Origin of the sequence: Paenibacillus polymyxa (genome assembly GCF_001719045.1) — a bacterium.
Classification (GTDB): Bacteria; Bacillota; Bacilli; order Paenibacillales; family Paenibacillaceae; genus Paenibacillus; species Paenibacillus polymyxa_B.
On the sequence record NZ_CP015423.1, the window covers coordinates 2219444 to 2232806 of the forward strand.

At 46.7% G+C, this 13363-nt stretch carries 11 protein-coding genes; 2 read left to right on the top strand and 9 right to left on the bottom strand.

The features are described 5' to 3' along the window. Nucleotides 1-192: 192 nt before the first annotated feature. The 7 genes from AOU00_RS09945 to ftsE form a co-directional block, all read right to left on the bottom strand. On the bottom strand, nucleotides 193-576 hold the full coding sequence (locus AOU00_RS09945; protein WP_069290511.1) for a hypothetical protein: 384 nt from the start codon (nucleotides 574-576) through the stop codon (nucleotides 193-195). A 273-nt stretch (nucleotides 577-849) separates the two neighbouring features. Further along, nucleotides 850-1407, bottom strand: a complete 558-nt coding sequence (locus tag AOU00_RS09950) for a class I SAM-dependent methyltransferase (protein WP_023990616.1) — start codon at nucleotides 1405-1407, stop codon at nucleotides 850-852. A 177-nt stretch (nucleotides 1408-1584) separates the two neighbouring features. After that, a complete protein-coding gene (locus AOU00_RS09955) occupies nucleotides 1585-2901 on the bottom strand; it encodes a PDZ domain-containing protein (RefSeq protein ID WP_069290512.1) in 1317 nt (438 codons plus the stop codon). A 164-nt stretch (nucleotides 2902-3065) separates the two neighbouring features. Continuing rightward, nucleotides 3066-4532 carry a S41 family peptidase gene (locus tag AOU00_RS09960; protein ID WP_069290513.1) on the bottom strand — a complete coding sequence of 489 codons (1467 nt, stop codon included), beginning with the start codon at nucleotides 4530-4532 and terminating at the stop codon, nucleotides 3066-3068. A 206-nt stretch (nucleotides 4533-4738) separates the two neighbouring features. Then, nucleotides 4739-6022 carry a M23 family metallopeptidase gene (locus tag AOU00_RS09965; RefSeq protein ID WP_069290514.1) on the bottom strand — a complete coding sequence of 428 codons (1284 nt, stop codon included), beginning with the start codon at nucleotides 6020-6022 and terminating at the stop codon, nucleotides 4739-4741. Nucleotides 6023-6108: 86 nt separating this feature from the next. After that, a complete protein-coding gene (gene ftsX / locus AOU00_RS09970) occupies nucleotides 6109-7026 on the bottom strand; it encodes a permease-like cell division protein FtsX (RefSeq protein ID WP_013312238.1) in 918 nt (305 codons plus the stop codon). After that, nucleotides 7016-7702 carry a cell division ATP-binding protein FtsE gene (gene ftsE, locus AOU00_RS09975; protein WP_023990620.1) on the bottom strand — a complete coding sequence of 229 codons (687 nt, stop codon included), beginning with the start codon at nucleotides 7700-7702 and terminating at the stop codon, nucleotides 7016-7018. Before ftsE ends, ftsX begins: the two co-directional genes overlap by 11 nt. Nucleotides 7703-7925: 223 nt before the next feature. Here ftsE and AOU00_RS09980 point away from each other — a divergent pair, with 223 nt between their 5' ends. Continuing rightward, nucleotides 7926-9344, top strand: coding sequence for a VanW family protein (locus AOU00_RS09980; protein WP_069290515.1), 1419 nt, complete (start codon nucleotides 7926-7928; stop codon nucleotides 9342-9344). Nucleotides 9345-9415: 71 nt separating this feature from the next. Here AOU00_RS09980 and AOU00_RS09985 read toward each other — a convergent pair whose 3' ends face one another. Beyond that, complete coding sequence (locus AOU00_RS09985; RefSeq protein ID WP_069290516.1) at nucleotides 9416-10579, bottom strand: S-layer homology domain-containing protein; 1164 nt, start codon at nucleotides 10577-10579, stop codon at nucleotides 9416-9418. Between the two features lie 265 nt (nucleotides 10580-10844). Between AOU00_RS09985 and AOU00_RS09990 the strand changes: the two genes are divergently transcribed. Then, nucleotides 10845-11633: an alpha/beta hydrolase gene (locus AOU00_RS09990; protein ID WP_069290517.1), complete on the top strand. Its 789-nt coding sequence runs from the start codon at nucleotides 10845-10847 to the stop codon at nucleotides 11631-11633. 74 nt (nucleotides 11634-11707) lie between these two features. Here AOU00_RS09990 and AOU00_RS09995 read toward each other — a convergent pair whose 3' ends face one another. After that, the gene (locus tag AOU00_RS09995; RefSeq protein WP_069290518.1) at nucleotides 11708-13342 is read right to left on the bottom strand and encodes a glycosyltransferase family protein; all 1635 of its coding nucleotides are present in this window, start codon (nucleotides 13340-13342) and stop codon (nucleotides 11708-11710) included. Between the last annotated feature and the right edge of the window lie 21 nt (nucleotides 13343-13363).

The following is a 13363-nucleotide window of genomic DNA, read 5'->3' on the forward strand; positions in this document are numbered from 1 at the left end:
GTCATATCCGTGCTTGAAATGTTCCAGCCGAGAACAACACCCTCTTTCTTTGAAACTGGATTTATAATATTACCTTAACACAAAGGTATATTGACATTTTTAACTATTGTTTTAATTAGATAGTATTAATTTCTTAAATAACCATATAGCTTGAGGTATCCCAATAGCTCTTGCTCATCCACACTGTCTTACCTAGCGCACTTTATCCTTTTGAATAAGCTTATAATAGATGCGTGCAGGCTCTGATTCTCCAGTGGATAAAATGTATTCTGCCAAAGGTGCGCACAGTTTTTGGAGATAAAAGGAGTATAGCAGCTCGGCCGTGTCAAAATGAATTTTCAACACTTGCTTCATCAAGCCTTCGAATTTGGAGTAATCCAGTTCTTCCGGGGTAATATCAAACGGGTACTCAGGAAAGGCTTTTTTCTGAATTTCAACAAACTGCTCCCTAAGCTTCGGTTGATTGCCTGAACGGGCAGCCGAGAAATTCATCATAAAAAAAGACACAAAATCCGTTTCACGGTCACTTAACTTATAGTACTCACACCAACGCATGAATATCAGCGGTTTTACCATATATAAATCTCCTTTAACAAAAGTTCAGATTTATCATGAATCTTACAAAAATCTAGCAGGTTCCATCTTATGTAATATATAGGTTAAGCCCCATTTTAAAATATGATTCCTTAAATGAATTTTGCTTTTTAACATATCCCCTTCTTATATATCTATGAAAGTGTACAACAAAAAAAGACCGTTTCAGCATCTCAATGACGCTGACCAAGTCTTCTCATAATCATCCGTATATTCACATTCGTATTTATTCTAATCCTCTACATAGCTGCAAAGTTACAGGCTGCAAGTGAACACATAAGCGGGCGGGACATTGCAGTTTACCTTTTTAATCTGAATGTCAGCAAAAAAGGTGCGAAAAAAATTGTGTTTGACCTTGCTGTACTGGAACGTAATAAATTTGCCTTCCTGGCCCAAAACCTCAGCCGTTTGTCCCAAAATGAGGCTGGATAATGCAGCGGGCAAGCTGGTGAAAGGGAGCCCTGACACGACATAATCCACTTTTGGGACCTCATACTGTCGTATATACTGAGCTACATGCTCAGCCGATCCATGAATAATGTGTACCCTCTCCAAGTGTCCGTACTTGCTTTGTAGCGTTTTGTAAAACGATTCATTAGCTTCAATCACTAAAAGTAGCGTTTCTGGACGCTTGTTCAAAATAAGCTCTTGCGTAAACACACCGGTTCCTGCACCATATTCAATAATGCACGATGCTTTGTCAAAGTAAATCGGTGTGGCAATTTGTTTGGCCAACTGTCTTGAGCTGGGTATAACAGCGCCTACGCTGCGTGGATGCCTGATGTACTCTCGAATAAAGTGGATCGCGTTCATCTTTTCCTCTCCCTGCTTGACACACATGATAGGCATTCGGTTCATCAACGCTTCTTATTACATATTCATTGTATACCGATCAGAATATTGATTTCAAGCAGGCTACTGTCGGCATATAAAAAGAGCGTAGTCTTATTCGACTCTAATCAAATAATGACTACCCTCTTGTTGTAACATCTATTTGTCCATGGTATCCAAATGTGCCTTCTCTGCCTGCGATGCCTGTCCAGCTTTACGTCGGCGTGCGCCTATGTGCATGGCAACAATCCGGTAGATGGAGGCTGGCTGTATGGATACGGCCCAGCTCGCGTCTGCATCAGGTGCAAGCACAACCCCTAGCTGGTGATGATCGCCATCGTACATGCCTCGCTGCACAAACTTGCTCTCGCCCTGCAGATTGCGTACCTCCAGCTTACAAAAAGCAGAGTTGATCTGCAAGGCCTGGTGTAACTCGGCACGGGTATTCACAACAATCCCATTCACGCGGTAAATGGCCTCGCCCGGCAGTATGCCCATGGCTGTCGCCGGACTGTCTGGCAGCACAGCGAGAACACGCATCCCTTGCTCCGGATGGACAAACATCGGGCTAAGACGACTTTCCTCTATATTACCATACCAGATCAGCGCCTCATGAGCCAGAAAGGAGAATAACGCTGCTAACAATATCAGCGGACTCCACCATGCAGCCAGCAAGCTCAGCAGAAGTAAAGCCACACTATACAGGAGCAAACGGTTCGAAGTAAGTACCGCCTTCTGTCGTGGTAGCTGGCCTAGCGTCACGCTGCTGAAGCCCATCAGGACTGGCAAGGCTGCCAGCATATACCCGGTTCCGGCATCGCCGCCGAACAAAGGTGTCCAGGGAAGCGTAAATCCTCCCTGAGTCGGTACCAGCAACAACAACGGAATGGGCCAGAGGTCTTCCATACGATAGCCGCCAACCAATCTTCCCCGTTTGCCCTCGACAAACAGCGGAGTGGCCGCCTTCCCCCCTTGCCAGCGAACCAACAGCGCCTCAGCCACATGCAGCACGGCGACCAACACCAACAGTGCTGGAATATCCAATCCGCGGATAGCTGCTACTGATGTTCCGAGCGCTCCTCCAGGTTGCCAGCCACTGGCCACGTTTAGGAAAAATTGAACCACACCTAGCAGACCTACCGAATAAGCGAGACACAGGTAACGGACGCGTACCAGCATGAGCAGTAATGTCGCTACCCACAGGCATACGATGGAAGCCGAGTTCAGATGCACGCTGACGAACATTCCCAGAGCAGATAGCGCCATTCCAGCAAGCAAACCACTCCATACGACACGCCAGGTCTGTGAAGCCCAGCTATGCATTTTGGTATGAAATAGCTTGCGCTCCAGCAGCATTTGCCGACGATAACCAAGTGCTACAATGAGTATTGAGATATAATAAAACGGCTGCAAAAGCAGGTACAAGCAAGCATTTAAGACGCTCCATCCCCATTGTAATGCCCATTCCAAGTCCATTCACACTCCTTATGCCCCTGGCCCGCTGTATAGCGGATCACGTACATTTCATATCCATTTATTCTATATGAAATTGCCAACGTAGGGAAGACAAACCGACAGACTGCAAATAAATCCCAATATAAAAGGAGGCTGTTTCCAGCCCCCTTGTTGTAGCCTCACTATTATTTCGCTACGCTTGTCTTCATTTCCTTCCGAATCTCTTCAATCCCCTGCTTGAGTTGATTATCATTTTTCGGATCACGAATTTTCTCAATCAGCTTGGCTTCCATCGCTGCTGCTGTCTTCGCATCAATGATGCCGCTAGCCGTCAGCTTCGCTTGTTTTTGAAAAGCAATAACAGAGCTTTCAGTTACTTTGTCAAAATAGCCATCCTCGCGACCTGGGTTGTAACCCAAGCCTTGTAGAATGATTTGTGCATTTTTCACATCACTGCTATTCATATTGTATTTCAGGGACTTTTCCTTGTTCAGCGGTGCTACTGTGAAGTATTCAGGCTGTTCCACCGCGATATTCGGCTTAATCCCTTTTTTATGAATCCACGTTCCATTTGGCGTTAACCATTTGGCAATCGTGATTTTGAGCAGGCTACCGTCACCCATTTGCTTGTCATAGCTGGTTTGTACAGTACCTTTACCAAAGGAATTTTCCCCAATCAACACGGCACCCGCTGATTGCTGGAGAGCACCTGCCAGAATTTCGGACGCACTTGCGCTACCTTTATTCATTAGCAAAGTCACAGGATAATTTTTGCGTGAACCTTTGGATTTCTCTTCTTCACGCTTCTGATTCTTGTCTTCCACTTGTACAATCGTTTTGCCAGAAGGTACAAATTGCTGTGCAATATCAATGACTACGGAAAGCACGCCGCCCGGGTTATTACGCACGTCAATGACGAGCCCTTTAAGCCCTTGTTTTTCGAGCTTCGCTAACTCTTCCTTGAAACGTTCTGCTGTATTCAAGGAGAACTGGGTGATCGTGATGACGCCTACACCGTCGCTTTCCATATGAGCCGTTACAGTTTCCATATCAATGCTGTCACGGGTAATCGTGTATTCGAGCGGATCAGGAGAGCCACTGCGCTGAATTTTGACTTTCGCCTGACTGCCTTTAGGTCCACGGATTTTGGAAACAGCCTTGTTTAGATCCAATCCGTCCAGTGTTTCACCATTAACAGACAAAATAATATCCTTAGAGCGTAATCCTGCCTTCTCTGCCGGGGAGCCTTTAATTGGCGTGACTACAACTACTTTCCCGTTTTCCGCTGCTACTTCAGCTCCGATCCCGGTAAAAGAACCTTCTATGGATTGCTCGAATTGTTGTGCAGTTTCTTTACCCATATAAGAGGAATACGGGTCACCGAGCGACTCCATCATACCATTGATGGCGCCATCCACCAGCTTGGTACGATCCACATCCTGATAATATTGTCCTTGAATCAAGTCCATCGCCGTCTCAATTTTGCGGATATCACTTCTGGAGGTAGAACTGCTACCTGTCACACTCGCCAGCAGTCCTTCGCCCAGAGCGCTGTTCCCTACTGTAGTCGTTCCAGTATAGGCAAAAGTGAGCAGACTGCCGCCAAGCAGCCCGATCACCATCAAGAGTATCGCTGTACTTTTTTTCAACATCTAATCGTCCACCGCCTTCTCATTATCTTGTATCCTATTGCCTTACAACGCATATCCATCCACGAAGTATACGTCTAGCTTGTACGGAATATGTTAATTGTATCCTACTCTGTGTCTCAATGCACATGTTCTTCATCGGATATTAACCATTACAGCAAAGCCCTATCTACAACCGTAATGGCTATAAATAGGGCTTACCTTATCTACTATAAATAGTTCATCGGATTTACAGGTTTGTTATTTTCGCGCACCTCAAAATGACAGTGAGGTCCTGTGGAATTGCCCGTCGAACCAACTTCTGCAATTTTTTGACCACGTTTCACAGTCTGCCCCGTATGAACCACCGTACCGCCATTGCGAATGTGTCCGTATAGGGTCCATAGTCCGTCTCCATGGTCAATCACAACTGTGTTTCCATAGCCACTCCACCATTCGGCAACAATGACAACACCATCTTCGGCTGCATGAATATCGGTTCCCTGCGGAGCCGCCATATCAACACCTGTGTGGCCTTTAAGCTTACCGGTAATCGGATGTACCCGCATGCCAAAAGTAGATGAAAGTCGGTAATGGGATACAGGTGTAGCCAACGTGCCTGTTCCACCTGTATACGTACTGGCTGCCGCATGGCTTGAATTCGAGGCGGCACCTGAGGATGAAGATGCATATCGTTTGGCTTCAGCCGCACGTGCAGCCGCTCTAGCGCGTGCTGCTTTGGCAGCCTGCTCCGCTCTAAGCTTGTTCTTCTCCTGCACCAGACCCACACGTTTGTTAGCGAGTGCTACCAGCATGTCATTTTGCTCTTCGCTGATTTCATCTGACTCAGCAATATCATGATCGTAATTGGAAATCAGTCTTTGCTTCTCTTTTTCCTTCGAATTCAGTTCTGCTTTAGCGTCCTGCTTGAGCGCATACAGCTTCTTGGCATTTTTATATTCCGTGTCCAGCTGTTTCTTCTTGCTTACGACCAATGCCTTGTCCTTTTTATGCTCGTCCAACAGGATTTGATCCTGCTCCACGATCGTTTTCAGGGAATCTACCCGGCTGAGAAAGTCACTAAAACTGGACGAAGACATCAGCACGTCCATATATGAGACGGTTCCATCCGTATACATCAAGCGCACACGGGTTTCCAGCATTTTTTCCCGTGACTGGATACGATCAATGGCCTCGGCTAAATCTTTTTTAGTCGCACGCAGATTATCTTCCGTTTGATCAATCTGAACCGCAACACGAGTTAGCTGATCACTGACGCTGTTAATCTGAGCAAGCACAATTTTCAGGTTTTGCACGGTTTTATTTTTGTAATGTTCAGCATACTGTTTATCTTGAGCAGCCTTTTTCTGTTGTTGCTTGGCAGATTGGGCCTGCTTTTCCAATTGGTTCAGCTGCGAATTGATTTCACTCATGCTTTTGGCATATCCGTCAGAAGGCTGGATTAGCAATGCGGCTACCAAGGTAGCGGCCAACACAGATCCTGTTTTTTTCAACTTGCACTCCCCATCCTTTATCGCAAAATAACACCGGGCTTCCCCGTTCTAATTGATATCGAACACGACGTCCAGCCAACGCTTCTTTATACTTTTAAGAACTTGCGCATGGACAGGGTACTGCCAACAATTCCGACCAGCATCCCCAAAATAATCAGCAATGCACTCAACTGAATCCAAATGCCTTCAAGTGGCATTAGCTTCAACATATTCAGAGCTATATCGCCCTGAACGGCAGTCAGCAAACGCTGATAGCCCGTAAATAAAATACCTACAGTAATAAGGGAACCAATGAGACCAATAAGCGCGCCTTCGATAAAAAACGGCCAGCGTATAAAAAAGTTGGTTGCACCGACCAGCTTCATAATGCCAATCTCTCTGCGTCGTGCCAATATGGTCACGCGAATCGTATTCGAGATGAGGAACATGGACATGATCGCCAGTCCGGCGACGAATATAAAGCCTACATTACGAATGAGCTTCGTAATTGTAAAGAGTGTCTCTACGGTGCCTTTTCCATAACGAACCTTTAAAATCGGCTTCTCTGGATGCAACGTATTCAGCTTCTCAATCTTTTCGGCCACAAATGGAACCGTTGTTGGTTCAATAACCTCTACCACAATTTTGTCCGGGAGTGGATTGCTGTCCTTGTCAAAACCCTCCAGCAGCTCCTTGCCGCTGTCTCCCAAATCTTTGCGCAGCTCCTCCAAACCCTGAGCTTTAGTCACAAAGGTCGTTTTGCTGATTTCCGGCATCGCCGCAATTTCCTTTTGCAGCGTTTCACGCATGTTCTGCTCTACATTTAGCTCCAGAAATACGTTAACCTCCACCTGACTATCTGCCTGATCAGCCAGGGAATTGACGTTGAGCACCAGCATGATAAATACGCCCAATATAAGTAATGACACAATAATCGAGGTGACGGATGCCACGGACATCCAGCCATTGCGGAATATGTTTTTGAAACCTTCCCGCACATGACGTAAGAAGGTGTTAAAAGTCATATCCGTACTCCCCTCTTACCTGATCCCTTACGATGTTGCCATTTTCAATGGCAATGACACGTTTACGCATGGAGTTCACGATGTCCTTATTGTGGGTCGCCATTACAATAGTCGTGCCCCGAAAATTAATTTCGTCCAGCAACTGCATGATCTCCCACGATGTTTCGGGGTCCAGATTTCCCGTAGGTTCATCGGCAATGATCACGGAAGGATTGTTCACGATCGCCCGTGCAATTGCTACACGCTGTTGCTCCCCACCGGAAAGCTGGGCAGGCTCACGATTCATTTTTGTTTTCAAGCCAACCAGTTCAAGCACTTCTGGTACCCGTTTGCGAATCAGCTTCTTGGGAGCTTCAATAACTTCCATAGCAAAAGCCACATTCTCATAAGCCGTCAAACGCGGCAAAAGCCGGAAATCCTGAAAAATGACTCCGATGTTACGACGAACGTAGGGAATTTTACGCTGCTTAAGCTTCCCAATATTAAAACCATTAACTGAAATTTGCCCCTTGGTAGGTACTTCTTCTCTATAAATAAGCTTCATAAAAGTCGATTTCCCCGCTCCAGACGGGCCGACTACGTATACAAATTCATTACGGTCAATTCTGACCGATACTCCTTGAAGTGCGTGGGTTCCGTTAGTATAGGTCTTCCACACATCCTGCATTTCAATCACTCGATCACTTCCCGTTGCTTAATCATATTACGCATAACCTAATATCCATTCGACATATTCCATGCATTTCCTTTAAAAACTTCTCTATTTCATCATACCGTTTATCATTGTAACAAATTTGTTACCTAAATAGTACCGAAAGTTTTCTGCTTTTGGCACATATATATGAATATTATGGCACACGAATCGCTATCAAGCTTATCAGACAGGAGACATCTGCATTATGAAAAAAATTCATTTATCTGTCATTTGGATATGGTCTGGTGTTCTGGCGCTGGCCATGTTGTGGGGAGGACTTCATCTGTACGCCGACAGACAAACGCTGCCGGAGGGAGTGAGGGTCGGAGGAATGAACGTAGGAAGCATGGATCACACAGCCGCTCTTCAGCTGGTGGATAAAAAATTGGATGCATTGAAGCAACGTCGACTGCTTCTGACGGACAGTGACAGCAGTGCACAGGATATAAAACTTACACTTGGGGAAGCAGGAATTCATTATAAAGCGGAGGCATTTCGGAATGCCGTGAAGGCACTCAGCTCGGAGCATCTATGGACTCGTGTGCAGACACGTTTTAGCTTCGAAAAAGAATGGTCTATCATATCTTTCCGACAGGAGGAGATATTAAGGGCCCGATTCGGAGCCGATTGGGAGGAGCAACGATACGGCATGCCTATCAATGCTGTGCGTCAGATTGACGGGAATGATCAGGTTCGTTATATTCCAGGGCGCTCTGCCCGACGCCTAGATTGGCCCAGATTGGACGCTGCACTAGATAAGGCGCTGCCCAAGGATTTTACCGCTTCGGAAGAGCCCGTACGAGTGGAATTACCTTTCCGTCAGCTGGAACCGAAAATTTCGGTGGACAGTCTACGGAACGAAGGGATTGAGCGCAAAATCGTACAGTTCTCCACCAGTCTCGGCAGTAGCTCGGAAGGACGCGTGTATAACGTTAATTCAGCGGCAAGCACCGTTGATGGTCTAATTCTTAAGCCAGGCGACATATTCGACTACGGTCAATTGATCGCCAAGGCTGAGCGCACTCATGGCTTTCGTGAAGCTCCAGTGATCGTCAACGGTCAGTTGGAGTCCGGCATAGGCGGCGGGATTTGTCAGGTATCCAGCACGGTGTATAATGCAGCGCTGCGAGTCGGCTTGGACATTGTTGAGCGCCGCAACCATTCTTTGCCAGTCAGCTACCTCCCCAAAGGTCAGGATGCGACTTTTGCTACAGGGTCCATTAATTTTCGTTTTAGAAACAATACAGGCAAGCATTTACTGCTTCGTGCCGCTGTCCAAAACCGAACGCTTACTGTTAAATTTTTTGGTACATTTCCATCCAATGTTTCGTATGAACTGGAATCCCATACGGTTCGCGTACTTCCCATACCGGAGAAGAGACTCCGTAATGACTCACTTTCCCCCGGCTTCTATCAAGTACTTCGGCAAGGCAAAGAAGGGTATGTGGTAGAAACATTCCGGGTAAAAAAGGTAGACGGAAAAACTGTAGATCGCACCCGAATCAGCCGCGATACGTATCGAGCGCAGCAACGCATTATAGCTAGTTATGGCGGTGGCACATCGTCTGAGCCACAAACACGTGAACCCGAGAAATCTATTGTCGAGGACGGTATAAGCGAATAAACAAAAAATCCCCCTTCCACTGTCGGCTGGACTTGTTCCAGGCAGAGTGAAAGGGGGATTTTAGCTATAAATTACTCGCTGCGTTTACCCAAAACAGAAATTTCTACAGGCTCACTTTCGTTACCGTCTGCATCTTCAGCTTTGATTACCAGCCTAACCGTTGCTTTTTGAGCAAGCACACTGATACTAAATGTGCCATCATCTTTGGCTACTGCACTACCGATAGGCAGTTCGTTGGAATAGGCGGTTACTGTGGAACCTGCTTTAGCTGTCCCCGTAATTGTACCTTCTCCATCATACACATTGTTGACTTTCAGAGCTTCCGTAGTTGCTACTGCGTCAGTAGCTGTGTCTGTAGTGCTATCTGTAGTCGTATCCGTAGTTGTGTCTGTATCTGTGTTGGTATCTATTGTTGTAGAGTTGTCCGTAGTCGTGCTATCTGTGCTGGTACTTGTGCTGCTATCTCCTGTTTCGCTACCAGAAGTAGTTGACGTGTTACCATAAGTGGAATCTGTCACGTTGCTGTATGTGGAGTCCGTCACCGTTCCACCAGGAGTCGTCGTCAGATTATCGACAGAGCTCAGGTTGTAACCGGAAGCAGCGTCCAGAATAGCAATCGCCTCTGCACGAGTCAGCGACTTCAGTGGCTGGAATTTACCATCCGGATAACCGTTGATGATTTTTTGCTCCGCAGCTGCCGCTACACTTTTCTTCGCCCAAGACCCAATTTTGTCGGAGTCAATGAATTTAGTAACATCTGCTGCGTTACCCGCAGTCAGTCCAATAGCTTTGCCTACGATAGCCGCAGCCTCTTGACGTGTTACCTTACCATTTGGTTTGAGCTTGTTATCTGCATAGCCGCTTATGTAGCCTGCATTCACGGCACTTGTCAGCTCGTTGTATGCCCAGTGCGAAGCTGGAACATCTGTGAACGTTCTGCTTCCATTACCGTTTACTTTCACACCACCCGCATATGTTACGTCTGTCACTGCTGGAGTTTCCTGTGTGAACGTTCCCAAGCTGCGATTCAGAAGAACAATAAATTCTGCACGTGTGATTGCCGCATCTGGTTTTACCGCCCCGTCCAATTGCCCTGTGGCTGACCAGCGTTGCACCTGATCTCCTGCCCAATGTCCACTTGTAGTTTGGGGAGCAGCTGCCGCTGCACTGAATGCGCTAAGAATAAGACCTGTACTCAATACACCTGTAACTGTGTTTCTTAACTTTTTTCCCATGCTATAAATTCCTCCTCTGATTGGATTCATCATTCTTTTTTAAACACTTTACCAGAAATCAAACCCAAATAACCCCCAAATTAAAAAAATCGTCCCATATAACCATACCCCCACCTAATGTAGGATAAATAAGAAACGGGACTTAATACCTAGTTATTCACTTGGATATGTATATTTAGACAGGCTAAGGTATACTGAATGAATACTCGGTCATATGCTGGAACACCGCAATGAGGTCACAAAACCCTAGGAAAGAGGTCTTCTTATGGCTCTTATTCAATGTCAGTTTTATTCGGAAGTTCTAGGTCTGAGCACATCCATGAATGTTATTCTTCCTCAGGCAACCCGTTCGCAAATCGGACTAGAGGGCAAGCAAGGAACCGGGCCACATCCGACGCTATATTTGCTGCATGGCCTGTCGGACGATGATTCAACCTGGTTGCGTCGAACCTCCATTGAACGCTATGTCGCCTCATTGGGCCTAGCTGTCGTCATGCCCCAGGTACATCGGAGTTTCTATACGAATATGGAGCAAGGAGCGGCTTATTGGACCTTTATCAGTGAAGAATTGCCGTCTTTGGCACGTTCATTCTTTCCTCTGTCCGACAAGCGTGAAGACAATTTTGTAGCCGGGCTTTCTATGGGTGGATATGGTGCTTTTAAATTGGCACTCCAGCATCCAGAGCGTTTTGCAGCCGCTGCGAGCCTTTCGGGAGTCATGGATTTACACGCATCACGCACCGATCCTATGCAAAATGCGATGAGTCCAGCGGAGTGGCTTAACATTTTTGGTCCAGATGAAATACGTGGAACGGATCACGACTTGCTGGAACTGTTACAACGTCATGCTGCCTTGGGGACCTCGCTTCCCCGGCTTTACCAATGCTGCGGCACGGAGGATTTCCTATATAAGGGAAATCAGGCTTTCCGTGAAACATGTAATACTACCGGAGTTCCGCTGACCTACGAAGAAGGTCCTGGGGCTCATGAATGGGGATACTGGGACGCGAAAATTCAGGATGTACTGGCGTGGCTACCACTCAAAGAGCACTAAACAGGTTAAAAAATCCCCGCAGCTTCCCTCATCGCACCATGGCGAAGGGATAGGCTCGGGGATTTTTTTGCACATTACGGATTTGTCGTGGTCTCCGTCGAGGGAGAGGCTTTAGTTAGTGACTTGGGTAGCACCTTGTACAAGCGCCACTCACCGTTAAACTCACGTTCAAGCTGGACCCAAGGAGCGCCTTTTTCATATAAATTCGGGTATACCATATTGATTTTACTCAGTGGCATGCCTGACATGATCTTAGGTACAAGGATATAATCCACATGGTTATCCTGCGGATAACTTAATGCCTTATTGAACGAATAATCACTGGTGATCAGGAAGCGTTTGGGATATTGGCTGTAGACAATCATGGTGTAGGCTGAAGCCGAATCGGTCATAATGGTAGACTTCGGCAGATGCTCATCCAACCAGACGGCAATCTTACGATCTGACTCCTGTCTCACATAGTTCACATTACCCGTTCGTGTGAGAAAGCTGTTCTCATCCGGTGCAATATCCGGGCGAGTCAACGCATAGGAAAGTAATCCAGCGGTAAGCAGCAGACTGACCGACACCAGACCAAAGGCTGCCCTCCGCCATCGTCCCTGAAGCTGGCTCAGCTCATAAGGCAACCAAGCTACAGTAATTGGGAACACGTACATAAAATAACGAAACCACCCATACGAAGATTGCTTCATCATAAGTAAAAACTGCAACCCCGGCACTGACAGGAACAGCAGCAAAATAATCAGTGTTCCCCATCGGAACAAGCGTCCACTCAACAGACGAATGAACAGAATAGCAAACAACGGTACCGAATACCAGAGTGTTTTGGAAGCAATAAATTTCAAGGCCACCAGCGGATTGGAGAAAATCTCTACAAACTTATCATCATTCAGCAGCTCTGCCGATTGAGCTGTGTTCGAATACTCCGAATTCAGGAAGTAAAAAGCATTCCCCATAATGAGATAGTTGAAGAAAATCCACAACAGCCCGGAAAAGACCACGGGGAGCAGAAGCAGTAACCAAGTTGCCTCGACCTTGTGCAGTTTTTCTCGCAAGGCCAGCTCACGTCTGCCTATGTTTCGATGTAGAAACATGATCGCCAATACCACTCCACCCGCCATTGCCACGCCCAGAGGAACCGCTTCATAGCGAGTCCAGAACGCCATGGCAAGCGCTAATCCAGAAACAATCAGGCTTGCCGTCATGCGATCCTTGAGCCACAATGCAAACTCAATCACCGTCATCATAATGAAATATATGTATAGCGAATCGCTCAGCCCATTGGCACCAAACAGTAAAATAAACGGATTCAGTGCATACAGCAGTGCCAGCATGATGCTCATCCCTGAGCTAAGCCCTGTTCTGACCCCAGCCCGATACAGCAGCATAGCGGTCAAAGCGGCAAAGGTAGCACTAAGAATGACAGCAGCCAATCCATAGGTAGCTAATGCCGGAAAGATTGGATACAGCAGTAGAATCACCATTTCCAGAAGACTAGGTAGTGGATTCCAGATAAATCCGATTGCGCCCAGATGCGGGTCACGGCTGTACAACACATAAAATGCATTAGCTACGCGACTGAGCGCGTCTGTGTGCATATATCCCAGAACATAGCTGAAATAGATGCCCGCAGACAACTCCAATGCAAGTATAAATACAAACAGACCTATAGCCATCCATCTGCTTGCAGACCATTTGCGAAAGGACATTCCTCTCGTTCCCCCTCAAAC

Excerpts from the sequence above, each read along its gene's own strand:
- AOU00_RS09945 (WP_069290511.1), bottom strand. The coding sequence starts at position 576 with ATGGTAAAACCGCTGATATTCATGCGTTGGTGTGAGTACTATAAGTTA.
- AOU00_RS09950 (WP_023990616.1), bottom strand. The coding sequence starts at position 1,407 with ATGAACGCGATCCACTTTATTCGAGAGTACATCAGGCATCCACGCAGC.
- AOU00_RS09955 (WP_069290512.1), bottom strand. The coding sequence starts at position 2,901 with ATGGACTTGGAATGGGCATTACAATGGGGATGGAGCGTCTTAAATGCT.
- AOU00_RS09960 (WP_069290513.1), bottom strand. The coding sequence starts at position 4,532 with ATGTTGAAAAAAAGTACAGCGATACTCTTGATGGTGATCGGGCTGCTT.
- ftsX (WP_013312238.1), bottom strand. The coding sequence starts at position 7,026 with ATGACTTTTAACACCTTCTTACGTCATGTGCGGGAAGGTTTCAAAAAC.
- AOU00_RS09980 (WP_069290515.1), top strand. The coding sequence starts at position 7,926 with ATGAAAAAAATTCATTTATCTGTCATTTGGATATGGTCTGGTGTTCTG.
- AOU00_RS09985 (WP_069290516.1), bottom strand. The coding sequence starts at position 10,579 with ATGGGAAAAAAGTTAAGAAACACAGTTACAGGTGTATTGAGTACAGGT.
- AOU00_RS09990 (WP_069290517.1), top strand. The coding sequence starts at position 10,845 with ATGGCTCTTATTCAATGTCAGTTTTATTCGGAAGTTCTAGGTCTGAGC.
- AOU00_RS09995 (WP_069290518.1), bottom strand. The coding sequence starts at position 13,342 with ATGTCCTTTCGCAAATGGTCTGCAAGCAGATGGATGGCTATAGGTCTG.